The organism is Pseudomonas sp. NPDC087803, assembly GCF_044742995.1.
In the GTDB taxonomy this organism is placed as follows: Bacteria; Pseudomonadota; Gammaproteobacteria; order Pseudomonadales; family Pseudomonadaceae; genus Aquipseudomonas.
Genome location: NZ_JBIUVO010000048.1, coordinates 13,075 through 39,621 on the forward strand (window position 1 = coordinate 13,075; position 26,547 = coordinate 39,621).

The following is a 26,547-nucleotide window of genomic DNA, read 5'->3' on the forward strand; positions in this document are numbered from 1 at the left end:
TATGAAAAAAAGTCTCTCAGACTACACAGAGGCAGAGTTTCTGCGTTTCATGCAAGAAATTCGAACTGCCAACAAAAATGCTTCTGACGATGTGCTGGACCCGCTGCTAGATCACTTTTGCAGCATCACCGAACATCCCGATGGAACTGATTTGATCTATTACCCAGATGAAGGAGTGAATAACTCCAACGAAGGGATCACCGAAACTGTAAAAAAATGGCGCGCCGCGAATGGACTGCCGGGATTTAAGCAATAAGCGTTTTTTATCCCTCGATACACAACGAACCCGTGGCGAGGGGATTTATCCCCGATAGGGTGCGCAGCACCCTTTTCCCCATTAAAACCGAATGGGACTGCTGCGCAGTCCATCGGGGATAAATCCCCTCACCACAATCCCAAGCCTTACCTATTCAGGCTGCTCTGCCGACAGGGCCGCCAACCCTTTCGCCCAGATCTGCCGAGTGCGCAGCCCTACCATCGCACGCCAGTCCGGATCCGCCGGATAGAACTGCTCCAGCAGTTTCAACTTGATCCCCCGCCCCGTCGCATCCAGCGGATCGCCATGCAGATGCAGCCAATGGTCATCGCGCAAATGCCGATGCACGTCTGGCCCCGGATACGTCCCGCACTCGATCACGAATGGCATCAGTTGCACGTCGGGCAACGCATTGAGCAGCGCCTGCGAGGTGTACCCGGTAGCCGTCGCTGCCACACCGGTTTCGCTCAAGGTGTCGGCGCCGGTGTGCAGTGTGTAAAGCCATGGGCCATAAATCGCCTGGGCCTGCGCGAGTGCCGGATAAGGCGCTTGGGTGATGGTGAGCAACATCGGATGCCCGTACTCGCCTGCCCCGGTGTGCAGGTCGAAACACATTACGGTTTCAGCGCCAGCCACCTGGGCGTCGATGATCTGATGCAACGTGCGATTCGACCAACTCGGCGCGCGGCCGCCATAGAACAGTCCGTCGGGATGACTGTGCTGGCCGCCCTCGACGATCGACATCACCGCCGGCCAGCCGTGTTCGGTAATTTGCCCGTCGAGCATGGCGTCGGCGCGCTTACGCTCGGGGCCGTGCAAATCGGTACAGGCGTAGATCTTGTGCAGCGTGACGTAGGCGCGGTTGTCCGGCAACGGCCCGGCGAAATCCAGGTGATTGCGGTTGAGGTCGATGTTGTCTTCGTTGACCCGGCGCAGCCACGCGGTGCCCCATGGGTTGATCAGGTGGATCATTACCACCGCGACATCCTTGGGCAGCGCGCCCGGCACGAAAGTCTTCAGCCATTCGATTTGGCAATCCGACCCGTAATAGCCCTCGACCCCGTGCGTGCCGCTGAGCGCCACCAGTCGACGCTTCGCCTGCGGATCACCGAGCACCGCGACATCGGTGCTCAGCGGTTCGCCAAAGGGGCCGCAACGCGGATGGGCGTACGAGGTGAGCGTGGCTCCGGCAGTTTGGGCGGCGGTCAGAAACTGTTCGCGTTGATCGCGGTAACTGGATTCGGTGGGAAACTCGCTGTGCATGTCGGCCTCTTGTGATTGTTATGGCTTGACCTTTGTAGGAGTGAGCCTGCTCGCGATGGCGGTGGGTCAGTCAACTTGGATGTTGAATGTTATGACGCCATCGCGAGCAGGCTCACTCCTACAGGGGGATGTTTGCGGTCGTTCGATTGAGGTTGACCCTAGCGAATATCCGCCCCGAAAAGAAAGACAAAAATGCCCACCGGTTTGCGTCGCGACCGACCGGTCGATAAAGTCCGTCAGACCTTTCACCCCACGGACGGAGAGCCCCACGTGTTTCCAGCCCTGCCCCTGAGCCGCTTTCGCCTGCCTGCCCTGACGCTGATCATCAGCGCCCTGACCCTCACCGCGTGCAACGCCCCGCCCTCCTCGACCTTGCCGCTGGCGCCGGAAGCCGCTTCCGGGTACCGCACCGACCTGCAGACTCGCCACGCCCGTCAACACATGGCCGCTGCTGCCAATCCGCTGGCCGCCGAGGCCGGTCGCGAGATGTTGCGCAAGGGTGGTTCGGCCATCGACGCGGCGATTGCCATGCAAGCGGTGCTGACCCTGGTCGAGCCGCAATCCTCCGGGATCGGTGGCGGCGCTATGATCGTGCTGTGGGACGGCAAACAGGTGCGCACTTATGACGGACGCGAAACCGCCCCGGCGGGTGCCACCGAGAAGCTGTTCCTGCAGGCCGACGGCAAACCGATGCCATTTCCGCAGGCGCAGATCGGCGGGCGCTCGGTGGGCACTCCGGGTGTGCTGCGTGCGCTGGAAATGGCACACAAACAACACGGTCGCCTGCCGTGGGCCACGCTGTTCGAACCGGCGATCAAACTCGCCGAGCAGGGCTTTGCGATTTCACCGCGCCTGCATTCGCTGCTGGAATCCGACCCGGTGATCCGTAAATCGCCGGACATGGCCGCCTACTTCCTCAACCGCGACGGCAGCGTCAAAGCCATCGGCACCCGTCTGCAGAATCCGGCATTGGCCGCCGTGCTCAAGCGCATCGCCAACGAAGGCCCGGACGCACTGTACAAAGGCCCGATTGCCGAAGAGATCGTCGCCAAGGTGCAGGGCCACGCCAACCCCGGCAGCCTGTCGCTGAATGATCTTCAGCGCTATCAGGCCAAGGAACGCGCACCGCTGTGCACCGATTACAAACGCTGGCAGGTTTGCGGCATGCCACCACCGTCGTCGGGCGGGATCGCTGTGGCGCAGATTCTCGGCACCTTGCAGGCGCTGGAAAGCCGCGACCCGCGCCTGTCGCTGACGCCACTCAAACCCGTGAAAACCAATAAACCGGCCGGTATCGAACCCGATCCCCAAGCGGTGCACCTGATCGCCGAAGCCGAACGCCTGGCCTACGCCGACCGCGCGCAATACGTGGCCGATACCGACTTCGTCCCGGTACCGGTCAAAGGCCTGGTCGACCCGGGTTATCTGGCCAGCCGCGCCAGCCTGATCGGCGAACGCAGCATGGGCAGCGCCCAACCGGGTACCCCGCCGGGCGTGCAAGTGGCCTACGCCCCGGATCGCTCGCCGCTGCGCATCTCCACCTCGCAAGTGGTCGCCGTGGATGATCTGGGCGGCGCGGTGTCGATGACCACCACCATCGAAGCGGCGTTCGGCTCGCACCTGATGGTGCAGGGCTTTTTGCTGAACAACCAGATGACCGACTTCTCGTTCATCCCCGAAGAGCACGGGCAGAAAGTCGCCAACCGCGTCGAACCCGGCAAACGCCCACGCTCGTCGATGGCGCCGACGCTGATCTTCGACCGCAACAGCGGCGAATTCCTCGCCAGCGTCGGCTCGCCGGGCGGTTCGCAGATCATCGAATACGTGGCCAAGACCACCGTCGGCCTGCTCGACTGGAACCTTGACCCGCAAAGCGCCATCAGCCTGCCCAACTTCGGCAGCCGCAACGGCCCGACCGAACTGGAACAAGGCCAGTTCAGCCCGGCGCTGATTCAGGCGCTGAAAGACAAGGGCCATGCGGTGAATGAAATCGACATGACCAGCGGTACCCAGGCGATCGTGCGGGTCAAGGATGCGCAAGGGAAAGCCTCGCTGGAAGGTGGTGCGGATCCGCGGCGTGAAGGGGAAGCGTTGGGGGATTGAGGTTACGCAGGAAAACAAAAGGCTTACCGCGAGGTAAGCCTTTTTTCATGCAACGGGTTTAACGCGCAATATCACCCGGCTCAGCGATTAGCCACCAGATGCGCCCCAAACAGCAGATAACAACCACCGGCCAAGCGATCCAGCCATTGCCGTGAACGCTCGTAAACACTGGCGATCCGGCGGCTGGCGAAGAACAGCGCGACGCTGCAATACCAACTGAACGACAGCGTGGCCATGGTCAGCACGGCCAGTGTCAGCAGTAGCGGCGGGACGTGGGCCGGCATTGCGGTGGCGAAGATGGTGGCGACGAACAGTGCCGACTTGGGGTTGGTCATGTTTCCCAGAAAGCCCCGCCCGTAGGCGCCGAGCAGGGTCTGCTGCGACTCATCCAGCGTACCGGCGGCAATCGGCGCTTTGCGTTTGAACTGCTTGAGGCCGAGGTAGATCAGGTAGCAGCCACCGGCGATCTTGAAGCTCAGGTACAGGGTTGGCGCCGCGCTGAACAAGGTCTGAATACCCAAACCGCCGGCCAGGCCCCACAACACGGTCCCGGTAGCGACGCCCAGCGCCGCGACCACGCCATGTCGTCGCGAGCGGCTGACTGCCAGTTGGGCGATGTTGAAGAAATTCGGGCCGGGGGTGACCACCGCGACCGTCCACAACAGCGCCAGCGACAGCAACGGAGCGAGATAGCCAGAAAACGAAAGGTCCATGGGGCGGGCGCCTGATTGGTTCGACAATGCCCCACACCTTGCTACATCCGGCGCAGGTTTTCCATCAGGCAAATATCACAACGGCAGGGTTTTACCGTCCACCGCATCGCCAATCGTCAGGAAATGTCCGCCGGCGACGTGGTGCAGCGTGCGCAAGCCGTCGTGCCCTTCGAAATGCCAGCGGCCGTCGCTGAATACCCGTTCATCGGCCTGCGCGGCGATGACTTCGGCGAGGAACAGGTCGTATTGCTCGTGGTTGCGCGGTTCGGGCAGCAAGCGGCATTCGAGCCAGGCGACGCAGCCTTCGAGCAAGGGTGCTTCGACGGTGTCACCGGCGAAGGTTTGCAGGCCATAGGCCTGAAACTTGTCCTGCCCCTGATTTTGCTGGATCTCCAGCCCCGAGGTATTGCCGACGGTTTGCACGATGTCAGCCTGATTGACGCACGGCACGTTGAGCACAAAAGTGCCGGACGCTTCGAGCAACTGGCGGGTCCAAGTCGACTTGTCGAGGACGACGGCGACTTTCGGCGGTTCGAAATCCAGCGGCATCGCCCAGGCGGCGGCCATGATGTTGCGCTGGCCGTCATGGGCAGCGCTGACCAGCACGGTCGGCCCGTGATTGAGCAGACGGTAGGCTTTGTTCAGGGGCACGGGGCGGCGGTGGGAAGCACTCATGGGGATCTGCTCCGAGAAAAAGGAACAGATTGTAGCGCCAGCTGCTGGTGAAAACCTGTAGGAGCTGCGGCACGCTGCGATCTTTTGATCTAGATGTTGGTCCTTGAAATCAACATCAAAAGATCGCAGCCTCGTTGCACTCGGCAGCTCCTACAGGGATCGGCGTTTAAATCAGTTGGAGAGTTGATTGGCGAACTGGCCGACCGCATCCACCACTTTCTGCGCGCCGTCCTGAATCTCGACAATCACCGTACCCGCCTCCGCCGCCAGCGCCAGACCTTGCTCGGCCTGCAGCTTGCCGTCGGTCATCAGCGCCACAGCGTTGCGCGCCATTTCCTGATTCTGCCGCACCACGGTGACGATCTCTTCGGTCGCCTGGCTGGTGCGCGAGGCCAGTTGTCGCACTTCGTCGGCCACCACCGCAAAGCCCCGGCCCTGCTCGCCAGCACGAGCGGCCTCGATGGCTGCGTTGAGCGCCAGCAGGTTGGTTTGCTCGGCAATGCCGCTGATGGTTTTGACGATAGTGCCGATCACCTGCGACTGCTCGTTCAGCGCCTCGATGCCCTCACCGGCCGCCTGCATGTGGCGCGACAGATCACGCATTACATTCACCGCTTCGGTAACCACCGTGGTGCCCCGTTGCGCGGTGTTGTCGGTTTGCTGCGAAGTGCTGTAGGCAATGCTGGCCGCGTCGGCAACCGCTTGTTCGCGGCTGACCTGATCGGTGATCACCGTGGCGAATTTCACCACTTTGTACAGTTTGTTGTTGGCATCGACCACCGGGTTGTAGGACGCCTCCAGCCACACCGTACGACCATGGCTGTCGACCCGTTTGAAGCGCTCAGCGACAAACTCGCCATTGTTCAGGCGACGCCAGAAATTCTGGTACTCGGCGCTGTTGTACTCCTCGGGTGTGCAAAACATCCGGTGATGTTTGCCTTTGATCTGCGCCAGGCTGTAACCCATGCCATGCAGAAAGCGCTCGTTGGCATTGAGCACGTTGCCATTGAGGTCGAACTCGATCACCGCCGTCGAACGCACCAACGCGCCGATCAGGTTTTCGTGTTCGCGGGAGGCTTCGATGGTGCGAGTCAGGTCACTGGAGAAGATCGAGAAATGCTTGATCCGCCCGTCCGAGGAGCGCACCGGCTGCACGATCGAACGCAGCCACGCCTCTTCGCCATTACCACGCAACAGACGCACCGCCCCGGCGAAATGCTCGCCCCGCGTCAGTGCGGCCTTGAAGCGATGATGGAATTCGTCGGACTTCACATGCGCCGGGACGATGTCTTCAATGGCGCGGCCGACCAGATCCTGGCTCTTGTAGAGCATCTCGGTCAGGAAGTTCTGATTGACCGACTGGATCCGCCCATCGGCCTCCAGGGTCAGCACCAGCATCTCGCTTTCCAGGCTTTCCTTCACTTGCAGCAGGCTGGAGAGTTCTTCACGAAGAGTGGCCAGCTCTTGCTTGAGGCGTTTGTTGAACATGGGAAAGTACCGATAGGCAGGGTAGAAAGCGGGATGCAGCCTAACCATCGGCCTTGGAGAACTTTTCTGAAGAGCGATTGAGACTGGCCAGTCAAAAATAATCCCGCCGGGCTTTTGCTCCTGTCCTTCGCCCCAGTGAGCAGTTACAAAAGCCACCGCTCTGGCCCGGCCACTTCAGGTATTCTCAAGGTCAATTGCAACAACATGTTGCAGGTAACCACCCGATAAGGAGTGCCGTTTTGGATGTATCGACCGCTGCCTGGATGGTGCATGACACGCGCCTGATTCTCTGCTGCCTGCTGGCGATTGCGACGATTATCGTGTTGATCAGCGCCACCAAACTTCCGCCCTTTCTCTCGATCCTGATCGGCACTTTTATTGCCGGTGTCGGCGCGGGTTTGCCGCCGGAAGAGGTGGCCAAGGCGTTCAGCAAAGGCGCCGGGGCGATCCTCGGTGAAGCCGGGATCATCATTGCGTTGGGTTCGATGCTCGGCGCGCTGATGGCTGAATCCGGCGCCGCCGACCGCATCGCCTCGACCTTGCTCGGGCTGGGCAAAGGCAAGTCCCTGCCGTGGGTCATGGCGCTGGTGGCGATGGTGATCGGCCTGCCGCTGTTCTTCGAAGTGGGCCTGGTAATGATGGTGCCGATCATCTTCGTCATGGCCCGTCGTTCGGGTCAGCCATTGTTGAAAATCGCGATTCCGGCACTGGCCGGGATGACCACCCTGCACGCCTTGATGCCGCCGCATCCGGGGCCGCTGATCGCGGTCAGCGCGTTGCACGCCGACCTTGGGCTGACCATGTTGCTGGGCTTCAGCATCGCGATACCGGCGGTGATTCTGGCGGGGCCGATCTATGGCAACTGGCTGTCGAAACGCATGCACGTCGATGAGCCGGCAGAGCTCGGCGCACTGTTCAGCGCCCCGCCGAAAGCGCCGCGCCAGCCGAGTTTCGGCATGTCGCTGCTGATCATTCTGTTGCCGGTGCTGCTGATGCTCGGCAGCACCCTGGCGAAAGTCGCGATGAGTCCGGAAAGCAGCGTCGCCCTGACCCTGAAGTTTCTCGGCGAACCGTTGGTGGCGCTGGGCATTGCGGTCATGGCCGCGGTGATCTGCCTCGGTTGGGCCAACGGCATGCCGCGCGAGCAAGTCGGCGGCACGCTGCGCAAAAGCCTGGCGCCGATTGCCGTGCTGTTGCTGACCATCGGTGCCGGCGGCGGCTTGAAGCAGACCTTGCTGGATGCCGGCGTCAGCCAGACCATCAGCAAAGTCGCCGAGGGTGCGCACATGCCCTACCTTCTGCTGGCCTGGCTGATTGCCGTGGCCCTGCGTCAGGCCACCGGTTCGGCGACGGTGGCCACGACTACAACGGCAGGGATTCTGGCGCCGATGATGGCAGGCCTCGCCGCGACGCAAAGCTCGTTGGTGGCGCTGGCGATTGGCGCCGGCTCAGTGTTTTTCTGCCACGTGAACGACGCCGGCTTCTGGATGGTTCGCGAGTACTTTGGCTTGCAGCTCAAACAGACGATCTGGGTCTGGTCGATCCTGCAAACCATTGTTTCGGTGGTGGGGCTGGCCGGGACGTTGCTCTGGTGGCACTGGCTGACCTGACACTTGTCAGGAACAGGGCGCCACGGATTGGCGCCCGACTTGGCTCATGCGCGAACCGAAATACCCCGCACTGACAATGCCGACCGCGCCCATCACTGCACAGAAGATTACGCAGATCCATGGGCTCCACGGCATCAGACCGATCAGCAACAGCGGGGTGATGCTCGCCCACGCGGCGTAGGCAATGTTGTAGGTGAAGGAGATGCCCGACACGCGAATCCGCGCCGGGAACAACCCGACCATCACCGACGGCACCGCGCCGACCACACCGCAGGCCAGACCGGCAATGGCGTAGGCCAGACCTACCCAATCGCCGCCAGCAATCAGACAGGCATACAACACGCCGATGCCCAATGGCAGCAGCAGGCTGTAAAGCATGACCGTGCGCCAGGCACCGATGCGATCGACCAGCAACCCGGCAATCACACAGCCGATGTTGAGAAAGACAATGCCCAACGCGCTCAGGGCGAAGGTGTGGCTGGCGGTCATGCCAAAGGTTTTCTGCATCATGGTCGGGGTGATGACCACGAACACCACCACCGCCGACGTCAGCACGCAGGTCAACAGCATCGCCGGCAGCATCGCCAGACGATGTTCGCGCAGCACCGTGCGCAGCGGCAGTTCGACCCGCGCTTCACGCTGGGCTTCCATGGCCATGAACACCGGGGTTTCGCTCAACCAACGGCGCAGATACACACCGATCACGCCGAACACGCCACCGAGCAGGAACGGATAACGCCAGGCGTAATCAAGGATCTCCGCCGGGGTGAAGATCTGCGCGAGGAACGTCGCGGTCAGCGCGCCAATCAAGTAACCGAAGGTCAGCCCGGCCTGCAGAAAGCCCAATGCATAACCGCGATGCCCGGTTGGCGCGTGCTCGGCGACGAACACCCAGGCACTCGGCACTTCCCCACCGACCGCCGCGCCTTGCAGGATGCGCAGCGCCAGCAACAGCAGCGGCGCGAAATAACCGATCTGGGCATAAGTCGGCATGATCCCGATCAGCAGACACGGCAGCGCCATCATCAGGATGCTCAGGCTGAAGACTTTTTTCCGGCCCAGACGATCGGCGAAATGCGCCATCAGGATCCCGCCCAGCGGACGCGCCAGATAACCGGTGACGAAGATCCCGAAGCTTTGCAGCAGACGCAGCCATTCGGGCATTTCCGGCGGGAAGAACAATTGGCTGAGGGTCAGGGCGAAGAACACGAAAATGATGAAATCGTAGATCTCCAGCGCCCCGCCGAGGGCCGCAAGGCCGAGGGTCTTGTAGTCGGAACGGCTGAACGGCGCCGGTCGGGCAGTGGATTGGGCAGTCATGGCAAAGAACTCTGGCAGGCAAAAAACCAAGGCGCCCATGGTCTACGCAAATCCGCCTGGGGACAACCCGTTAGACCATAGTCCCGGATGGGCAAAACCTGCTCACAAAATGGCGGCGGTTGATTTACTGTTGAGGCTTGTCTGCAGCCACAGTCCAGTGAAAACCTGTGGGAGCGGGCTTGCTCGCGAATGCGGTGTGTCAGCCAAATCAGCGTCGACTGACACACCGCATTCGCGAGCAAGCCCGCTCCCACCCAAAGCACTCAGCGTGCTGCAGACTTGAAAATAACCATAAAAATCCGAGGTACTCCCTGTGGCCGTTGATATCGAAGATAGCCGCTCCGCGCGCTTTGCCTTGCGCTGTTCAAGTTTTGCCGAACGCTGGTTCCCCGACTCCTGGGTGTTCGCCGCACTGGCGGTGATCATTGTCGCGCTGGCCACTTTGGCCATGGGCGCCAAACCCACCGATGCCGCGATGGCGTTCGGTGACGGTTTCTGGAGCCTGATCCCGTTCACCATGCAAATGGCCTTCGTGGTAATTGGCGGGTATGTCGTCGCCAGTTCGCCGCCGGCGGTCAAGCTGATCGACAAACTGGCGCGCATCCCGAAAAACGGCCGCTCCGCCGTGGCCTGGGTCGCGTTGATCTCGATGGTCGCCTCGCTGCTGAACTGGGGCCTGTCGCTGGTGTTCGGCGGTTTGCTGGTGCGCGCCCTCGCCCGCCGTACCGATCTGAAAATGGATTACCGCGCGGCCGGTGCGGCGGCGTATCTGGGCCTTGGCGCGGTCTGGGCGCTGGGCCTGTCATCGTCGGCGGCGCAATTGCAGGCCAACCCGGCGAGCCTGCCGCCGGCGATTCTGTCGATCACCGGGGTGATTCCGTTCACGCAGACCATCTTCCTCTGGCAGTCCGGCGCCATGCTGCTGGCGCTGATCGTGATTTCGATCATCGTCGCCTACGCCACCGCGCCCGGCCCGAACTCCGCGCGCGATGCCAAGGATTGCGGCATCGACCCGGCGTTCAATCTGCCACCGCTGCAACCGCGCACCCGACCCGGCGAATGGCTGGAGCACAGTCCGCTGCTGATCATCTTGCTGGTGTTGCTGGCGGCCGGCTGGCTGTTCCACGAGTTCTCGACCAAACCGGCGATCACCGCGATTTCCGGGCTCAACACCTATAACTTCCTGTTCATCATGCTCGGCGCGCTGCTGCACTGGCGCCCGCGCAGCTTCCTCGATGCGGTGGCCCGCGCGGTGCCGACCACCACTGGCGTGCTGATCCAGTTCCCGCTGTACGGCTCGATTGCCGCGCTGCTGACCACGGTCAAAGGTGCCGATGCGCAGACGCTGGCGCATCACATCTCGACCTTCTTCGTCAGCATCGCGTCCCACGACACCTACGCGCTGCTGATGGGCGTGTACTCGGCGATTCTCGGCTTCTTCATCCCGTCGGGCGGCGGCAAGTGGATCATCGAAGCACCGTACGTGATGCAAGTCGCCAACGATCTGCAATACCACCTCGGCTGGGCCGTGCAGATCTACAACGCCGCCGAAGCGCTGCCGAACCTGATCAACCCGTTCTACATGCTACCGCTGCTGGGCGTGCTCGGTTTGAAGGCGCGCGACCTGATCGGCTTCTCGTTCGTGCAGTTGCTGGTGCACACGCCGCTGGTGCTGTTCCTGCTGTGGGTGCTGGGGACAACATTGGCGTATACGCCGCCGGTGATGCCGTAAATCCGTTTAAAAATTAACAACATAAAACCTGTAGGAGCGGGCTTGCTCGCGAATGCGTTGTGTCATTCACCAGTGATGAGACTGATTCAGCACATTCGCGAGCAAGCCCGCTCCCACACTAGTGCACCGCCCGCTTCAAGTTGTCACCCAACCGTCACATTCGCTTGCTAGCGTCCGCCGAAACATACTGAAACATTTAAGCAAAACGGGCGCGAAATGAACGACGAGACGAACGACAAAGAACCCAACTCGCCAGAATCCGACACCCCCACCGACACCAGCCGCCGCCGCTTCCTCGGCGGTGTTGCGGTCCTCGGTGTGGGCGCCACGCTGGCCGGATGTGGCAGCGCCGTCGATCAACCGGGCAAACCGGCCGAGCGCCCGCTGACGCCAGCCGAGCTGGACAAGGCCCTGCGCGAGCAGGTGAAAACCGTGGTGGTGATCTACGCCGAGAACCGCAGCTTCAACAATCTGTTCGGTGATTTCCCCGGTGTCGAGAAGCCACTGTCAGCGCTAAAACCTGCCGATTACCAGCAACGGGACCGCGACGGCAGTCTGTTGCAGTCCCTGCCCCCCGCCTGGGGCGGCGTGCTGCAGATCGGCCCGCAAACCCTCGATGGCGTGACCTACCCCAGCGCCACGCAGTTTCAGGAAAACCTGCCCAACGCGCCGTTCGCCCTCAAGGGCCCGAATGGTGAAGATTTGCCGTTCGGCCTGGTGACCCGCGATTTGTGGCACGTGTTCTATCAGAACCAGATGCAGATCAATGGCGGCAAGAACGATGGTTTTGTCGCCTGGGCCGACTCCGGTGGCTTGACCATGGGCCACTACGCGCAGAGCCGCTACTCGTTGCGCCTGTGGGACGTGGCGCAGGAGTTTGTGCTGTGCGACAACTTCTTCCAGGGCGCCTTCGGCGGCTCGTTTCTCAACCACCAATACCTGATCAGCGCCACCGCACCGTTCTATCCGGACGCGGCCAATTCGGTGGCCAAGTCGCAGATTGCCACGCTGCAAAGCGCTGATCCGGCAGATCCACGCCTCAAGCCGCTGGAGGCATCGCCGGCCAGCGCCATGACCGGCCCGCCGCAGTTCGGCCCGAGCGCGCTGACCCCGGACGGTTTCGGTGTGAACACCCTCGCCCCGCCGTACTGGCCGACGTGGATTCGCGACCCGGAGCGTCCGGCGTATTCCAAACCGGATCTGCCCAACGTGATGGTGCCGCAGACCCACGAGCACATCGGCGACAAGCTGTCGAAGAAGAATGTCGACTGGGCCTGGTACGCCGGCGCCTGGCAGGCGACGCTGGAGCAATACAAGGATTCGGGCGGCATTCCGAAGATCCCCAACTTCCAGTATCACCACCAGCCGTTCAACTACTTCAAGCAGCAAGGCCCGGAGAACCCGGACGAGCGTAACAAACGTCTGCGCGACGCGGGTCTGGGCGATGAGTCGAGCAGCAACAAGTTCTTTGCCGACGCAGAGGCCGGCAAGCTGCCGGCGGTGAGCTTCTACAAACCGCAAGGCAACCTGAACATGCACGCCGGTTATGCCGATGTGGCTTCCGGTGACCGGCATATCGTCCGCGCCCTGAAAGTGCTGCGTGAAAGCCCGCAGTGGAAAAACATGGTGGTGGTCGTCACCGTCGATGAAAACGGCGGCTGGTGGGATCACGTGGCGCCGCCCAAGGGCGATCGCTGGGGCCCGGGGTCGCGGGTGCCGGCGCTGGTGGTGTCGCCATTCGCCCGCAAAGGCACGGTGGATCACACGGTCTACGACACGGCGTCGATCCTGCGCCTGATCACCCGAGTGTTCCAACTGGATACCCTTGACGGGCTCAAGCAGCGGGATGAGGCGATGATCGCCCGCGGCCAGAAGCCCATGGGCGATCTGACCAATGCCCTGCATTTTCAGGCGTGAAAGCCAGTTCTGCGGGCTGACGCAAAAATCCGTGAATGACAGCTTCTCTGTGCAACACGGCTGATCCACTATGAAGCGCCCCGAAACCCCGGGGAACCCACGCTGAAAAGGATCTGAGCATGTTCAAACTCGCAGGATTTACCTCCGTAGCACTTACCCTCGCCGCGCTCACACTGAGCGCGGCCACCCACGCCGATGTCGACCTGAAGCTGGGCAGCACCGAGCGCGTCACCCGCCTCTTCGCCTACCCCAACAACTGCAGCGTGATCTGCTACCGCAACTGGTCGCTGGAGCAGACCGTCGCCCATTACCTGAGCCAGAGCGTGCAGCGCGATGGCTACAGCAATGCCAAAGTCCTGGTGAAGAACGATAACGGGCAGATTTACGCCGAGATCAGCGGCGTGCCCAAAGGTTACGACAAGCCGCTGTCAGCGCTGCTCGACGCCGGTGATCTGGCGTATACCGGCGCCAGCAAGCTCAATGCCGATGGCAAGTGGGCGTACAGCTGGTATCTGTTCCTGCCGCTGGGCATGGCGCTGGAAAACCGCAAGAGCGTCGAACTGCTGCACTTCCCGCCGGATTACTCGCTGACCCAGGCCCAGGATTATCTGCGTTCGAACACCACCGACCGCTGGGCCACGCTGCTGACTGACAACGGCATCCCGGCCGAGCAGACGCCGGCCTACCAGACCATCATCGACATCGCGCCAATCGCCGCCCCGTCCAATGCCGGCAGTGATCTGGAAGGGGTCTACGACTACTTCAAGGATTACCAGACCACACTGGTCAAGCAATTCAGCCAGACCAGCACCGGCACCACCCTGCCGATGGTCGCCTTCGGTGCGCCGGTGCGTAACTGGATCAAGCAGCAATACGGCCCGACCGTGGCGGTATTGGGTCTGGCGACCATCAGCCCGAGCGCAGGGGTGAACGTGCCGGTGCTGGGTTCGAACCATCCGAGCTACATCTGGTACGCCGCCGATCCGGCCAGCTACGACGGCGATGAAGCGAAAGCCGATGCCGCCGGTTTGAAGGTCATGGGTCAGGACTTGAGCGCTGCTTGCTGGCAAGCCGGAATGGGCAGCAAACCCGGTACCGATGCGAAAACCCTGCTCGACAGCTGCAAGCAGACCTGGCAAGTGACGCAGAAGGTCAAAACCTGTGAGCTGTTCTACACCTCGATCCGCAACCTGAGCCCGGCAGATGCTGCCGCCAAGTGTTCGACCACGCCGATCAAGGCGCAATTGCAGCAGCTGCAGGGCGCATTGCCGGACACCGCCGTACCCGCGCCGCATCTTTGATTCGCGGAAACTGCTTCCTGTGTCAGTCAACGCTGACGCGGGAAGCAGCCAATCACGCCTGTCAGATCTGACAGTAGACGATTAGAGTGACAAAGCGGAACATTGGATCCAAACATGTTGCAGCGCTGACAGGACGTCAGACCAGGGAAGTCGCAGCATTTGCCGACAGGGATTGTTATGAACAACCAGGCACAGCCGCACCACATCCCCCGCGACGCACCCGGTATCTACCCGTTTACCGGGTTGCCGGTACGTCTGGGATTCCCCTCGACTGCCGATTTCGAAATCGTTCAGGACGCACATGGCCGCGCGGCGGTGATGGCGCGCCGGGCGTTCTTGCGCATTACCCGAATGTGCCGGATTTCCGGGCAACTGCTGCCCTATCGCTGTCGCCAGACTCGTCAGTTGCTAAGCGGTATCCATATCTACGACCCGCGCTTTTGCGGGTTGCTCGAACATGCCTGCGATCCGAATGTGTTCCTCGACATGAGCGAACTGTGGCTGTGGGCGCTGCGCGACATTCAGCCGGGTGAACGCCTGTCCATCGACTTCGCCACCACTGAAGATCGCCTGGTACAGCAGTTCGCCTGCACCTGCGGCTCTTCACGCTGCCGAGGGTGGATCACCGGTTACGATGAACCACCCAGTATCGAAGGCCAGCACTTTTTGCAGCGCTGGCGGCATGCGCACTGATCGGGATTACAACGCTCCGACCGGCCGCAGACGATATTGCGGCGGCAACTGTTCGAAACCGCTGATGGTGGTGTTCAGGCTTTTCCAGCGACCGTCCTTGATGCCATAGATGCAGCCGTGAATCGACAGGCTCTGGCCGCGATGCCAGGCGTTCTGGATGATGCTGGTGTGGGCGACGTTGGCCACTTGCTGAACCACGTTGAGCTCGCACAGCCGGTCGACCTGTTCTTCCTCGGTCGGCAACTTGGCCAGTTCTTCACGTTTTTCGTAGTACAGGTCACGGATCGAGCGCAACCAGCCATCGATCAGACCGAACTGGCGATCCTGCATCGACGCGCGCACACCGCCGCAACCGTAGTGGCCGGTGACGAGGATGTGTTTGACCTTGAGCACATCGACCGCGTACTGGATCACCGACAGGCAATTGAGGTCGGTGTGCAGCACCACGTTGGCGACGTTGCGGTGCACGAACAGATCGCCCGGCAGCATGCCGACGATTTCGTTGGCCGGCACCCGTGCGTCGGAGCAGCCGATCCACAGATATTCCGGGGTCTGCTGGCGCGCCAGCTTGGCGAAGAAATCCGGGTCTTCCTTGGTGATCGCGTCAGCCCAACGCTCGTTGTTATCAATCAGGTCTTGTAAGTCGTGCATGGTTAAGGCCTCAAGAAAGATGCGCAGGTATGACAAACGACCGCCCGTCGGGGTCACGCAAGGATCGCAAGTGTTTTCGTTGGAATTCTCGGGTGTCCGGTGAGTCCACTCAGTAAGGCCCACAGTATGAGGATTTGCCATGACTGATTCACGACGTCCGTACGATGCGGTGCAACCGGAACCCATCGATGACAACGAAGACCGCATGGGCTCGGTGCACGAGCTGGATTTCGATGAAGACGAACCCAGCGCAAAAATCGGCGACGAAATTCCCGAGCGCGAGCGCGAACAGCTGATGCCCGATGAGCGGGTGCGCGAGGCCGGACTTACCGGTGCGTCGACGGCTGATCATGAGCCGACCGATGATGACCTGAGCCCGGAAACCCTGATTCATGAGGACGGTGCCCGCGATGCCGAAGAGGCAGGCGAAGGCAATCAGGCGGATTGGGATCTGAGCATCGTCGACGAGGACGACATTGGCGGGGGCAACGGGCTGGATGAGGCGGAGCTGGCGCGGCGTGATCCGCTGGATGGTAATCGCTGATCGGTATTGCCTGTAAGGACGCCTTCGCGAGCAAGCCCGCTCCCACAGGGAATTGAGACTCGACTCAAAACCAATGTGGGAGCGGGCTTGCTCGCGAAGCTTTTAAATAAGTTCAGTCGACCAGGGTGCAGGCCATCACTACGGCATCTTCACGCCCGCCCACCGCCGGATAATAATCCCGCCGCCGGCCAATCTCGTTGAAGCCATAGCGCTCATACAGCTTGAACGCTGCGGTATTGCTGTCGCGCACTTCCAAAAAGCATTCCCGGGCAGACGCGGCATAAGCCCGCGACATCAGATGCTCCAGCAGCGTCAGCCCCAGCCCCCGCCCCTGATTCTCCGGTTTGACCGTGATGTTGAGCAGATGCGCCTCGTCGAGAATGATCTGCACCACGCCGTGGCCGACTTGCTGCTGGCCTTCGAACATCAGCCAGATCTGGTATTTGCCCAGCCCGTCGAGAAAAATCCCGCGGGTCCAGGGATGGCTGTACGCCGCGTATTCGATCTTCAATACCGCGTCCAGGTCCGCCTCGGTCATCGGGCGGAACGATACAGCTTCACTCATTTGATGGTTTCCAGCGCGCCATCAGCCGACGCATGGCTTGCCACACAGCGGCTTTGCGCTGTGGCTCTTCCATTAACAATTCCAGACCGGGGATGGCCCAGGCCAGGCCCAGGCCTTCAATCTGCAATTCACTATTGAACGCTTCGGCGTTCGCTTCACCGGCAAAGCGCACCGCCGGCATGCCGATCAACCACAGGCAGGCGCAGGGTGCCGCTTCCATTTGTACCGAGAGAAAACCCTGAACGAAGTCGCGCGCTGCTTCCGGGCCCTGATCCATGGTGCCGCGGTTCAGCCACGGCCAGCGCACCGGCTCGCCGACGATTTGTGGCGCGTCCGGCAGACCGGCGGCGCGCAGCATGTCTTTAAGCAGCAGATAAGCCGGATCGCGGCTCTGGAACGCTTCGCCTGTGGGTAACTCGACCAGCAGCAGACAAGCCCCGGCGCGCAACAATTGCAGGGCGAAACGCGGTGGCGGCACCGGTGCAGGTTTGGCGACGACCGGCGCCTCTTCGACCTCTGCCACCGGTTTGGCGCCATTGCGAGTACTGGCGAGCGACGGCCGCGGCACTTCGATTTTCGGTCGTTCGACCGGGCGCGGTGCACTCTGCACCGGGGCTTCGGCCTGAGCAACCGGCATCGCCGTCACCTCTGGCTCAGGCTCGGGCATGTCCAGCAGTTCGGGCCGCGACGGGGCGGCGAAAGGCAATTCGGTGCGCGGCAGCCAGTTGACCACCTGCATGGCGTTCAAATAGGCGCGGCGGCGGGACTCGATAAGCAAAGGTCGGCCACTTGTGGATAACTGAAAGTGCGCTGATTCTACCGCCCTTCGTTCAAGATCGCTTGCTGTTGATCGATAGCCTTTACCTGGGCTCACTCCCTGAGAAAATGCGACAGCCCGTCCCGAGAGTGAATCGCATCCCTCCTGATGCAGTACAATCGCGGCTTTTAATCGCCAACCAGCCGGCCATTCCGATGATCGAACCCAAGCGCGTCTTGCGCGCCCTCGCTGAACACTGGGCACTTCTGGAGCCACTGTGCGAGCACTTCGACCAGGGCACCCTGAGCCTCAACGAACTGCGCACGCAACTGGCCGCCCAACAACTGGACAGCACGCCGCAGGACATCACCAGCCTGCTCGACGTGTGGATTCGCCTCGACATCCTGATTCCTGTCGCAAAAAGCCCGAACCGTTTCGAGCTCAACGCACAGATCCACGATTTCCTCGCGTACCTGCGTCGCGAGCACCGACTGGGCCTGTGCCTGGAGATCGAAGCCTACCTGCGCCACCTCGAACGTCTGGCCGGTTACATTCAGGACGCGTTCGATGTTCGCGACGGCCACGATCTCGCCCGTCAGCTGCGTCTGCTCGACATGCGCGTGCGCGACGTACTGAAGAAGCTCGACAACGACGAACAAGCGCTGGTGGCTGTCGCCGAACGGGCCAAGACCAGCGACCGGCAGATTCCGCTGCGTCAGCGTTATGCCGAAGTCCTGGCGACCTGGGACGAATACGTCGAGCCGATGATCGATCTGGTGAACGCCGACGGCGCCTTCGAACAAGGCGTGCGCAAGGTTGAAACCGTGCTGCTGAAGATGCTCAGCGAACAACAGCGCCTCGGCCATCTGGTCGACGACGACATGCTGCTGCGCACCCACGCGCGTATCCTCGAAATGCAGACCAGCGCCCAGTTGACCCTGCGTCACGCCCGCGAACTGCTGCTGCCGCTGCGTGAAGAAGCACGCCGCCACAACGCCGTGACCCGTGGTGCCGCGCTGGCGCTGGCGGCGATTCGCCGTAAAGGCATCGATGCCGTACCGCAAGCGGCGATGCCGCTGTTCACCCGGCCGCAAAGCACCTTCCTCGGGAGCGCCAGTCAGGTCGAGGCTTACGTCTACGCTCTGGCGCGTTTCGAGCCGAAACCGGCGCGTTTCCCCAAGGCACACAAAACCCAGAAGTCCGGTGATGCCCCGCGCGCACCGCGCACCGTGCGCGAGATGGTCGAGCGTTGCGAAGAGTCCCTGCCAATGCCGGATCTGATGACCTGGCTGCTGGAGCAGGAACCGGACGGCGCCACCGACGAATTGCTGTACTGGTTCTCGCGTCTGTCGCGGGAAAAACGCTTCAAGCGCGAGCGTCTGGAACGCCGCGAATACCACACTCACGAGCACCAGGTCAGCCTGCGCTCCTTCGCCCTGCTCTCGGCCCGCGACCCTGCCGCCGCCGAGGATTCTGCGAGCATCCCCAATGCATCTTGATCTATCCGAACTGTCCCAACTGGCGCCGATCTTCCGTGAGCTGTTCAAGGGCTATCACGTCAGCCGCCGCGACCCGGAACTGTACGCGCAACTGTCGAACTTCCAGGATCAATACCGCACGCTGTTCAAGGCGCTGGGGTTCGAACTGGTCTGCGACACCCGTGGCTTCTACTACTTCGTGCCGGACATGGCCGCCGCCGCAGTGAACAAGACGGCCCAGCGTCTGGCACTGTTCACTTTCATCCTCGTCGAGCACCTGGCCGATCAGGGCCGCGACCCGATTGCCGTGCTCGACGGCGGCAGCCTCGGCCGCGAAGAGCTGCCATCGCTGCTGGAAAAATACCGCGACCTGTTCATTCAGGCCGAAGTGCAGACCGTTGAAGAGCTCGAAGAAAAGATCATGCGCCGCATGACCCAGCTCGGTTTCGCCGGTGAAGAAAATGGCGTCTATCGCTTCCTGCCGCCGATGCACCGCTTCCTCGATGTATGCCTGTCGGTGCAGCAGGACCGCGATCTGGCGGCCAGCGTGCACAGCGTACTGCCGCTGCCGGCACCGGTGCTGATCGACGAAGCCGCCGAAGCCAAATTCCTCGAAACCGACGATCCGCTCGATCTCTCCGAGTTTGAAGAGGAAAGCGAAGAAGACGCACTGGCCCGGGCCATTGCCGAAGAACAGGAGTCCGACGCATGAGCCAGGAACGCTACGGCATCCGCCGCTTTGCCCTTTTGAACACCGCCGGTTACAGCCTCGGCCTGTTCCCGCTGGAAGAACCGCTGTCGGTTTACGGCGCGAACAACCTCGGGAAATCGGCGTCGATCAACGCCTTGCAGTTCCCGATTCTGGCGCGCATGTCGGACATGAGTTTCGGCAAGTACAGCCTGGAACAATCGCGGCGTTTCTACTTCGCCTCCGACACCAGTTACATCCTCGTCGAAGTCAATCTGCCCCACGGTTCGCACGTGATCGGCGTGGTCGGTCGCGGTCCGGGCGGTGGTTTCGGTCACCAGTTCTTCGCTTACGCCGGCAAGCTCGACCTGGCGCATTACCAGAAGAACGACACCTGCCTGCGGCAGAAAGAGCTGTTCAGCAACCTTGAGAAAGAAGGCCTGAAAGCCTACGAACTCAAGCCGGATGAACTGCGTCGTCTGCTGGTTGGCGGGCACACTTCGATTCCGCTGGACCTGACGCTGATCCCGCTGCGCTCCACCAGCGAGCAGAGCCTGAAGACCTTCCGCGCCCTGTTCATCAACCTGCTGCACATGCGCGAAATCACCGCGGCCAAGTTGAAGCAGCTGTTCCTCGATGCCTTCGAGCACAGCCTGCGTTCCGGCAGCGTCGACTACATCGCCGCGTGCGAAGAAGCCTTCCGCGATGTACGCCGGATGGAGCAGGACTACAACTCGCTGGTCGCCGCCGGGCCGCTGGTCGAAGCCTTGGCCAACGGCGTGAAACAACGCGACGTGCTGCGCGGCAAACTGCATCGCCTGTCGCCGCTGCTCGATTCGTTGCTTGGCACCTGGTCGGACTACGCCACGGCGCGCAAGGAAGAGCTGACGATTCAGGCCGAGCACTACCGTCGCGAGCAGGACGATCTGCAAAACGATCAGCGCGGTGGCACCCAGGAACTGATGCGTCTGGAGCGGGAAATCTCCGGCATCCAGCGCTGGCTCGGCGAGTTGTCGGTGCTGAAGAATCGCTTCGCGCTGGTCGATGACGTCAAGGTGCTGGAGCAACAATTGCTCGCCGCCAAGGACGCGCACGACGAACTGGCTGGTGCGCTGGCACAGTCCCGGCAGTTCAGCGCCGAGGATCTGGAAGAACGTCTGCGCGACCTGGAAAAACGTCTGAAGTCGGTGAAGCAGCAACTCGATCACGCCGACAACAACAGCTACGCCCGCCTGCGTGAGGAGTTCTCGCAGCAGGACGTCGAACGCCTGATGCGCCTGTTCAACAGCGCGCTGTTCAGCCTGCCGCTGGGCGAACACGGCATCACCCTCGACGAAGATGGCGAGTGGGTCAAATCGGTCGAGCTGATCCTCGATGGCTTCAAGGGCGAGCGCTTCGAAGTGCCGGGGCTGTCGATTGACATCTCGCACATCGAGCCGCCGGCTCTGCAAGCGCTGGCCGACCGCGCCGCGCTGCGTGACCAGAAAGAGCGTCTGGAAAAAGAACTCAAGCAACTGAAAACCCAGCAAGCCGTGGCCGCCGACCGCGCCGCGAGCAAGACCCAGACCGAAGCGCTGTACCAGCAAGTGCTGGATGCGCAGAAAGCCCTGGAAGATTTCCGTCGCACCCAGACGCTGAGCGCCGAAGAAGGCGACAAGCTCGAGCAACTGGCGCAGATGGAAGCCGCGCAGGACGAACTCAAGCGTTCCAGCGATGCGTTCACCGAGCGCGTCCAGCAGCTGTCGGCCAAGCTGCAACTGGTCGGCCGACAGATCGCGGATATGGAAGCCAAGCAGCGCACCCTCGACGACGCCCTGCGTCGCCGTCAGCTGCTGCCGGCGGATCTGCCGTTCGGTACGCCGTTCATGGATCCGGTCGACGATTCGATGGACAACCTGCTGCCGCTGCTCAACGACTATCAGGACAGCTGGCAAGGCTTGCTGCGCGCTGACGGGCAGATCGAAGCGCTGTACGCGCAAGTGCGCCTCAAAGGCGTCGCCAAGTTCGACAGCGAAGACGACATGGAGCGCCGTCTGTCGTTGCTGATCAACGCTTACGCGCACCGTACCGACGAAGCCCTGACGTTGGGCAAGGCGCGACGTGCGGCGGTCACCGACATCGCCCGGACCCTGCGCAACATCCGCAGCGACTACGACAGCCTCGAGCATCAACTGGCGCTGTTCAACCGCGAGATCAACAAGCGTCAGGTCTCCAACCTGCAGAGCTTCCGCATCGTCCTGGCACCGAACAAGGAAGCGCTCAAGCACATCGACCAGATCATCCACAGCGCCGGTCAGTACGAAGAAGGCGAAACCCTGTCGGTGTTCGACCTGAGCCAGAGCGCCGAACAGGACAACAAGAACGAAGAGGCGAAGGAATACCTGGCGCGGCTGGTGGCGGCGAACCACAACCAGCTCGGCCTCAAGGACTTGTTCGAACTGGCGTTCGAGATCACCAAGGTCAACGGTCAGCCGGTGATCCACACCGACATCGACGGCGCGGCGTCCAACGGCACCACCATGACCATCAAGGCGCTGACCAACATGTACTTGTTGCTGCACTTGATGGATCGCGATCTGGCCGGTCGCGTGCGCCTGCCGTACTACCTCGATGAGGCGGCGGACATCGACGAGAAGAACCAGGCAGCCCTGCTGGAAACCAGCCTGCAACTGGGCTTTGTGCCGATTCTGGCGAGTGTGAAGCCGCAGGTCTGCGCCAGTGTCGCCATCGACCTGGAAGGTGGCAGCGGCCCGGCGGGGATCTACATCGACGAGGCGGACTGGAAGTACATCCGCCGCCATGACGTGGTGAAAGCCACCGTCAACGTGCAGGCCGATGAACCGGAGCTGGATGAGGTTTGATCGGCTTTAGCTGAAAACCAAAAAGGGCCGCGATCTGTTGGGATCGCGGCCCTTTTTTATGGCTTTGGGTTTGTGCTGACTTTAGTGCCCTATCGCGAGCAGGCTCGCTCCTACCATTTGGAACGCGTTCCCCTGTAGGAGTGAGCCTGCTCGCGATGGCGCCACTTCAGACACCACAGAATTACTTACCGAGCGAAATCTTCGGCGCCCAGGTCAGCCACTCATCCTCGAACTTGTCGAACAGCGGGAAGGTTTGCTCAGGCCGTGCCGGGTTGCCCATGCGCTCACCGTCCGGCGTGGCGAAGGCAATGCCACCCTGAATCGCCGTCTCCAGCGACTCTGTGCGCACCGTCAGACCATTGAACAAGCCGATGTCGAAACCGACGCCGCTGGTGTTCCAGAATCGGCTGCCGCTGCGCACCAACGGCGCATATTTCGGCTCGATCAAAATGTGCACCAACACCCGGTCAGCCGTCTGCCCCAGTTCATAACCGGTGACCTTGCCCACGGTGATTTCGCGGTAGGTCACGGGGACACCGGGTTTCAACGAGCCACGGCGCGCGGCGCTCAGGACTAGACTCAAGCCGGCTTCTTGCTTGCTCACTTCCGGCGGATTGGCCAGTGCGACGAAGTTCTTCTGCGGGCCAAGGTTTTTCGCCGCCGGCTGCACTTCCACATATTGTCCGGTGACCAGGGTTTCCAGATTCTGGGTCTTGATCAGCCCCAACTCCGGTTTGACCACCCAGAACTGGCTGCCAACCCGCGCGATGCGCTCCGGCACTTCGGTGATGCGCGCAGTGAGCAGCACCGATTGCAAGTCATCAGCCAGATCAACGCTTTCGATCTTGCCGACGTCTAGCCCTTTGAATCGAACCGGGGTGCCGCTGCGCAGGCCGTCGGCGCGATCAACCTTGATCGTCACCAAAGTGCCTTTCTGGTTTGCCTCGTCGTGGTTGGCGAACAGACGGAAGCGCGGAATGCGCTTTTGCAGCGGCGCCTTGGCTTGCGGCGTTTCGAAGGCAATGCCGCCGGCCATCAACGTCTGCAAGGACTCGCTCTTGACTTGAATCCCGCCCGTCAGCCCGCCGGTGAGGGTGATGCCGCTGACATTCCAGAAGCGTGTCGAGGCGTTGACCAGGTTTTCGTATTCCTTCTCGATATGCACGCCGATGACGATTTGTTTTTTGGTCTTGGAGAACTGATAGCTCTGTACCGAGCCGACCTTGACCTGTTTGTACAGAATCGGACTGCCGACTTCGATCGAACCCAGAACATCGGTGAACAGCACCAGGTGCAGCCCAGGTGAACGCAGATCCAGCGGCGGCGCTTTTGGCCGTGCCTCGAATTCGCGTTTCGGCGCAGCACCTTTATCGCCCGGACGCACGGCGATGTAGTTGCCTTTGACCAGCGCTTCGAGCCCGGTGATACCGGCCAGTGAAATCGACGGCTTGACCACCCAGAACTGCGTGCCCTCGACCAGATAATCTTCCGCCAGAGGATCCAGCGTCAGCTCGGCCGTGGCGCTGTTCAGATCCGGATCGATTTTCAACGCTTTCATGTTGCCAACCTGAATGCCCTTGTACATCACCGGCGTACGGCCGGCCTGCAGGCCTTCGAAGTCGCTGAGTTTGACCTTGACCCGAATGCCGGCAGCGGCGGCGTCGAAGTCCTCATAGAGACGGAACGGCAGGCTTGGATCGGTGGGCGGACTGTCCTTGCGATTCTCTGGTGTGGCGAAGGCGATACCACCGGCGACGATGCTCGCCAGGGACTCGCTGCGTACTTTCACCCCGGACAGGTTGGCGTCGATGCTGATGCCGCTGGCATTCCAGAAACGCGTGTGTTTGCGCACCAGTTTGGCGTAGGTTGGCTCGATGAACACTTTGAGTTCAACGGTGCTCTGGTCTTCAGACAGCACGTAGCTTTTGATCTGACCGACTTTGATCTGCTTGTAGAACACCGGGCTGCCGCGGTTCAGCGAACCGAGGCGATCGGCCTTGATGGTCAGGTGCAGACCCGGCTTGGAGTCCGACAGCGGCGGCTCCTCGGCCAGTGCCTTGAACTTGCGGGTCGGCTCGCCTTCGCCGGGACTGATGGCCACGTAGTTACCCGAAACAAGGGTTTCCAGACCGGTGATACCGGCCAGCGTCACGCTCGGCTTCACCAGCCAGAAACGCGTGCTGGTCTTGAGGTACTGCTCGACGTCCTTGTTCATCTCGACGGTGGCAATCACCCCTTTGGAATTGCCCTCGTCATCCAGTTTGAGCGTCTTCACCTTACCCACCGGCATGCCCTTGTAGACTACTTCGGTCTTGTTGGCCTGGATGCCTTCACCGCTTTCGAAACGCACCTGAATCTCGATGCCGGTTTCGTTATAGGCACGCCAGCCGAGCCAGCCGCCAATGATCAGGGCAATCAGGGGCAGTACCCAAATGGCAGACCAGTTCGAGGCCGGTCGGGTTTTCGCTACAGGCAAATCAGTCATGGTCGTCGTCCGACTCCGTGTTATCCCAAATCAGTCGGGGATCGAAAGTTACTGCGGCAAGCATCGTCAGAATCACCACACTGGCGAAGGCGATGGCGCCAAGGTTGGCTTCGACACTGGCAAGCCGGCCGAAGTTGACGACCGCCACCAGAATGGCGATCACAAAGATATCGAGCATCGACCAGCGACCGATGAACTCGATGAAACGGTACATCCAGATTCGCTGGCGCGCCGACAACGGCTGGCGTCGCTGCACCGAAAACAGCAGCAACGCGATGCCCACCAGTTTGAAGGTCGGCACTAGAATACTGGCGATGAACACCACGGCAGCAATCGGGATCATGCCGTGCTGCACCAACTGGATCACGCCGGACATGATGGTGCTCGGGTCGCCCTGCCCCAGCGAGCTGACCGTCATGATCGGCAACACATTGGCCGGGATGTAGATAATCGCAGCCGTGATCAGCAGGGCCCAGGTTCGGGCCAGGCTGTTCGGACGACGAGCGTGAACCAGTGCGCCGCAGCGGGTGCAGGTTTGCTCGTCGGTGTCCGCCTCCTGTCTGTTCAATTCATGGCATTCGGTACAGATCAGAATGCCCGCATCAATCGCCCGCATGGGCATCCTCTCCTGATAACGCCTGCCAGATCTGATGCGGCGACATCACCACTTCCAGCCAGACCTGAACCAACAACAAACCGATGAAACATGCCAGACCGAGGCCGACGGTGATGGCCGCCATGTCCGCCAGTTTGACGATCGCCACGAGGACGCCCATGAGGTAAACCTCGAGCATTCCCCAGTCTTTGAGGTGGTGATAAATGCGGTAGAGCAACAAGCCGTAACTGCGTCCGATATCAAAACGGATCGACAGCAATACCATGAGCTGACACAACAACTTGAGCAGTGGAATCGCCATGCTGCAGAGGAACACAACCACCGAAACGCCGCGCATATCGGTATTGAACAAACCGACAACGCCAGTCCAGACCGTGTCCTGCGAAGACTGCCCGAGTACATTGAGCCGCATGATCGGCAAAAAGTTCGCCGGCACGTAGAGCAACAGTGCGGCAATGACCAGGGCCAGGCTGCGTTGCACGACATTGTGACGATGAGCGTACAACTCGTAACCGCAGCGCGGGCAGAGCGCTTTCTCGCCATGGGCAAGCTTGGGCTTGCGCATCAGCAGGTCGCACTCATGACAGGCCACCAAGTCTTCCAGCGGTAAATCTGACAGCCCTGAGGCGTCAACCGGATCTGACATAAAGGCTCTGGCTCCGAATAAGATGGGGGCTATTCTAGTGTTCTGATTCGAAAATAACTGTGCAAATTTGTTCGCTGGCTAAGCAAAAATACTTTCCTGCGGGCAAAACAAAACCCCAACTGCTTTCGCAATTGGGGTTTCGGAATTTAATCTTGACGATGACCTACTCTCACATGGGGAAACCC

The 26,547-nt window shown here is 61.2% G+C and carries 22 protein-coding genes and 1 pseudogene; 11 read left to right on the plus strand and 12 right to left on the minus strand.

Annotated features, from left to right (window positions below):
- Position 1: 1 nt before the first annotated feature.
- Positions 2-256 (plus strand): bacteriocin immunity protein, encoded by a 255-nt coding sequence (locus tag ACIOUG_RS20105; RefSeq protein WP_401068085.1) that lies wholly within the window; start codon positions 2-4, stop codon positions 254-256.
- A 150-nt stretch (positions 257-406) separates the two neighbouring features.
- On the opposite strand, the gene ACIOUG_RS20110 is transcribed toward ACIOUG_RS20105, so the two are convergent.
- Complete coding sequence (locus tag ACIOUG_RS20110) at positions 407-1,519, minus strand: DUF2817 domain-containing protein (RefSeq protein ID WP_401068088.1); 1,113 nt, start codon at positions 1,517-1,519, stop codon at positions 407-409.
- A 270-nt stretch (positions 1,520-1,789) separates the two neighbouring features.
- Here ACIOUG_RS20110 and ggt point away from each other — a divergent pair, with 270 nt between their 5' ends.
- On the plus strand, positions 1,790-3,622 hold the full coding sequence (gene ggt, locus ACIOUG_RS20115; RefSeq protein WP_401068120.1) for a gamma-glutamyltransferase: 1,833 nt from the start codon (positions 1,790-1,792) through the stop codon (positions 3,620-3,622).
- Between the two features lie 80 nt (positions 3,623-3,702).
- On the opposite strand, the gene ACIOUG_RS20120 is transcribed toward ggt, so the two are convergent.
- The 4 genes and pseudogenes from ACIOUG_RS20120 to ACIOUG_RS20135 form a co-directional block, all read right to left on the minus strand.
- On the minus strand, positions 3,703-4,335 hold the full coding sequence (locus tag ACIOUG_RS20120) for a LysE family translocator (protein WP_401068090.1): 633 nt from the start codon (positions 4,333-4,335) through the stop codon (positions 3,703-3,705).
- Between the two features lie 75 nt (positions 4,336-4,410).
- A complete protein-coding gene (locus ACIOUG_RS20125; RefSeq protein ID WP_401068092.1) occupies positions 4,411-5,010 on the minus strand; it encodes a flavin reductase family protein in 600 nt (199 codons plus the stop codon).
- Positions 5,011-5,181: 171 nt separating this feature from the next.
- Positions 5,182-5,742: a methyl-accepting chemotaxis protein gene (locus ACIOUG_RS20130; protein ID WP_401068121.1), complete on the minus strand. Its 561-nt coding sequence runs from the start codon at positions 5,740-5,742 to the stop codon at positions 5,182-5,184.
- Positions 5,722-6,546: pseudogene (locus ACIOUG_RS20135) on the minus strand (PAS domain-containing protein); the annotation flags it as partial. The pseudogene ACIOUG_RS20135 and the gene ACIOUG_RS20130, both read right to left, overlap by 21 nt.
- A 191-nt stretch (positions 6,547-6,737) precedes the next feature.
- Between ACIOUG_RS20135 and ACIOUG_RS20140 the strand changes: the two are divergent.
- Positions 6,738-8,108, plus strand: a complete 1,371-nt coding sequence (locus ACIOUG_RS20140) for a gluconate:H+ symporter (protein ID WP_401068095.1) — start codon at positions 6,738-6,740, stop codon at positions 8,106-8,108.
- A gap of 6 nt (positions 8,109-8,114) precedes the next feature.
- Here ACIOUG_RS20140 and ACIOUG_RS20145 read toward each other — a convergent pair whose 3' ends face one another.
- Positions 8,115-9,428, minus strand: a complete 1,314-nt coding sequence (locus ACIOUG_RS20145; protein ID WP_401068097.1) for an MFS transporter — start codon at positions 9,426-9,428, stop codon at positions 8,115-8,117.
- Positions 9,429-9,741: 313 nt separating this feature from the next.
- On the opposite strand from ACIOUG_RS20145, the gene ACIOUG_RS20150 reads away from it, so the two are divergent.
- The 4 genes from ACIOUG_RS20150 (at position 9,742) to ACIOUG_RS20165 (ending at position 15,071) form a co-directional block, all read left to right on the plus strand.
- A complete protein-coding gene (locus ACIOUG_RS20150) occupies positions 9,742-11,160 on the plus strand; it encodes a short-chain fatty acid transporter (RefSeq protein WP_007961537.1) in 1,419 nt (472 codons plus the stop codon).
- 216 nt (positions 11,161-11,376) lie between these two features.
- Entirely contained in the window at positions 11,377-13,077 is a 1,701-nt protein-coding gene (acpA, locus tag ACIOUG_RS20155) for an acid phosphatase (protein WP_401068099.1), read from the plus strand.
- Positions 13,078-13,196: 119 nt separating this feature from the next.
- On the plus strand, positions 13,197-14,378 hold the full coding sequence (locus ACIOUG_RS20160) for a hypothetical protein (protein ID WP_401068101.1): 1,182 nt from the start codon (positions 13,197-13,199) through the stop codon (positions 14,376-14,378).
- A 177-nt stretch (positions 14,379-14,555) separates the two neighbouring features.
- Positions 14,556-15,071 (plus strand): lysine methyltransferase, encoded by a 516-nt coding sequence (locus ACIOUG_RS20165; protein WP_401068104.1) that lies wholly within the window; start codon positions 14,556-14,558, stop codon positions 15,069-15,071.
- A gap of 6 nt (positions 15,072-15,077) precedes the next feature.
- Here ACIOUG_RS20165 and can read toward each other — a convergent pair whose 3' ends face one another.
- Positions 15,078-15,722, minus strand: a complete 645-nt coding sequence (can, locus tag ACIOUG_RS20170; protein ID WP_003228196.1) for a carbonate dehydratase — start codon at positions 15,720-15,722, stop codon at positions 15,078-15,080.
- Positions 15,723-15,861: 139 nt separating this feature from the next.
- Here can and ACIOUG_RS20175 point away from each other — a divergent pair, with 139 nt between their 5' ends.
- Positions 15,862-16,266 carry a serine kinase/phosphatase gene (locus ACIOUG_RS20175; protein ID WP_401068106.1) on the plus strand — a complete coding sequence of 135 codons (405 nt, stop codon included), beginning with the start codon at positions 15,862-15,864 and terminating at the stop codon, positions 16,264-16,266.
- Between the two features lie 112 nt (positions 16,267-16,378).
- Here the strand turns inward: ACIOUG_RS20175 and rimI are convergent, their stop codons facing one another.
- Together rimI and ACIOUG_RS20185 are read right to left on the minus strand one after the other, a co-directional pair.
- On the minus strand, positions 16,379-16,831 hold the full coding sequence (rimI, locus tag ACIOUG_RS20180) for a ribosomal protein S18-alanine N-acetyltransferase (RefSeq protein WP_027612255.1): 453 nt from the start codon (positions 16,829-16,831) through the stop codon (positions 16,379-16,381).
- Entirely contained in the window at positions 16,824-17,570 is a 747-nt protein-coding gene (locus tag ACIOUG_RS20185; protein WP_401068123.1) for an energy transducer TonB, read from the minus strand. Before ACIOUG_RS20185 ends, rimI begins: the two co-directional genes overlap by 8 nt.
- Positions 17,571-17,803: 233 nt before the next feature.
- Between ACIOUG_RS20185 and mksB the strand changes: the two genes are divergently transcribed.
- Genes mksB through mksF form a run of 3 tightly spaced genes read left to right on the plus strand, consistent with a single transcriptional unit; the run spans position 17,804 to position 22,615 of the window.
- Entirely contained in the window at positions 17,804-19,087 is a 1,284-nt protein-coding gene (mksB, locus tag ACIOUG_RS20190) for an Mks condensin complex protein MksB (RefSeq protein WP_225136311.1), read from the plus strand.
- Positions 19,077-19,778: an Mks condensin complex protein MksE gene (gene mksE, locus ACIOUG_RS20195; protein ID WP_166221109.1), complete on the plus strand. Its 702-nt coding sequence runs from the start codon at positions 19,077-19,079 to the stop codon at positions 19,776-19,778. The genes mksB and mksE overlap by 11 nt, the downstream gene beginning before the upstream one ends.
- Positions 19,775-22,615: an Mks condensin complex protein MksF gene (mksF, locus tag ACIOUG_RS20200; protein WP_198758753.1), complete on the plus strand. Its 2,841-nt coding sequence runs from the start codon at positions 19,775-19,777 to the stop codon at positions 22,613-22,615. Before mksE ends, mksF begins: the two co-directional genes overlap by 4 nt.
- A 181-nt stretch (positions 22,616-22,796) precedes the next feature.
- Here mksF and ACIOUG_RS20205 read toward each other — a convergent pair whose 3' ends face one another.
- The 3 genes from ACIOUG_RS20205 to ACIOUG_RS20215 are packed head-to-tail and all read right to left on the minus strand — an operon-like array spanning position 22,797 to position 26,362.
- Entirely contained in the window at positions 22,797-25,100 is a 2,304-nt protein-coding gene (locus tag ACIOUG_RS20205; RefSeq protein ID WP_401068110.1) for an MlaD family protein, read from the minus strand.
- Positions 25,093-25,716 (minus strand): paraquat-inducible protein A, encoded by a 624-nt coding sequence (locus ACIOUG_RS20210; RefSeq protein ID WP_401068113.1) that lies wholly within the window; start codon positions 25,714-25,716, stop codon positions 25,093-25,095. Before ACIOUG_RS20210 ends, ACIOUG_RS20205 begins: the two co-directional genes overlap by 8 nt.
- Entirely contained in the window at positions 25,703-26,362 is a 660-nt protein-coding gene (locus ACIOUG_RS20215; protein ID WP_401068116.1) for a paraquat-inducible protein A, read from the minus strand. The genes ACIOUG_RS20210 and ACIOUG_RS20215 overlap by 14 nt, the downstream gene beginning before the upstream one ends.
- Positions 26,363-26,547 lie beyond the last annotated feature (185 nt).

What these genes read in the sequence shown, in the direction of transcription:
- ACIOUG_RS20160 (WP_401068101.1), top strand. Translation starts at nt 13,197, where the DNA reads ATGTTCAAACTCGCAGGATTTACCTCCGTAGCACTTACCCTCGCCGCG.
- ACIOUG_RS20205 (WP_401068110.1), bottom strand. Translation starts at nt 25,100, where the DNA reads ATGACTGATTTGCCTGTAGCGAAAACCCGACCGGCCTCGAACTGGTCT.
- can (WP_003228196.1), bottom strand. Translation starts at nt 15,722, where the DNA reads ATGCACGACTTACAAGACCTGATTGATAACAACGAGCGTTGGGCTGAC.
- ACIOUG_RS20145 (WP_401068097.1), bottom strand. Translation starts at nt 9,428, where the DNA reads ATGACTGCCCAATCCACTGCCCGACCGGCGCCGTTCAGCCGTTCCGAC.
- ACIOUG_RS20105 (WP_401068085.1), top strand. Translation starts at nt 2, where the DNA reads ATGAAAAAAAGTCTCTCAGACTACACAGAGGCAGAGTTTCTGCGTTTC.
- mksF (WP_198758753.1), top strand. Translation starts at nt 19,775, where the DNA reads ATGAGCCAGGAACGCTACGGCATCCGCCGCTTTGCCCTTTTGAACACC.
- ACIOUG_RS20165 (WP_401068104.1), top strand. Translation starts at nt 14,556, where the DNA reads ATGAACAACCAGGCACAGCCGCACCACATCCCCCGCGACGCACCCGGT.
- mksE (WP_166221109.1), top strand. Translation starts at nt 19,077, where the DNA reads ATGCATCTTGATCTATCCGAACTGTCCCAACTGGCGCCGATCTTCCGT.
- ACIOUG_RS20110 (WP_401068088.1), bottom strand. Translation starts at nt 1,519, where the DNA reads ATGCACAGCGAGTTTCCCACCGAATCCAGTTACCGCGATCAACGCGAA.
- acpA (WP_401068099.1), top strand. Translation starts at nt 11,377, where the DNA reads ATGAACGACGAGACGAACGACAAAGAACCCAACTCGCCAGAATCCGAC.
- ACIOUG_RS20215 (WP_401068116.1), bottom strand. Translation starts at nt 26,362, where the DNA reads ATGTCAGATCCGGTTGACGCCTCAGGGCTGTCAGATTTACCGCTGGAA.
- ACIOUG_RS20125 (WP_401068092.1), bottom strand. Translation starts at nt 5,010, where the DNA reads ATGAGTGCTTCCCACCGCCGCCCCGTGCCCCTGAACAAAGCCTACCGT.
- ACIOUG_RS20210 (WP_401068113.1), bottom strand. Translation starts at nt 25,716, where the DNA reads ATGCGGGCGATTGATGCGGGCATTCTGATCTGTACCGAATGCCATGAA.
- ACIOUG_RS20175 (WP_401068106.1), top strand. Translation starts at nt 15,862, where the DNA reads ATGACTGATTCACGACGTCCGTACGATGCGGTGCAACCGGAACCCATC.
- rimI (WP_027612255.1), bottom strand. Translation starts at nt 16,831, where the DNA reads ATGAGTGAAGCTGTATCGTTCCGCCCGATGACCGAGGCGGACCTGGAC.
- ACIOUG_RS20120 (WP_401068090.1), bottom strand. Translation starts at nt 4,335, where the DNA reads ATGGACCTTTCGTTTTCTGGCTATCTCGCTCCGTTGCTGTCGCTGGCG.
- ACIOUG_RS20185 (WP_401068123.1), bottom strand. Translation starts at nt 17,570, where the DNA reads ATGCAGGTGGTCAACTGGCTGCCGCGCACCGAATTGCCTTTCGCCGCC.
- mksB (WP_225136311.1), top strand. Translation starts at nt 17,804, where the DNA reads ATGATCGAACCCAAGCGCGTCTTGCGCGCCCTCGCTGAACACTGGGCA.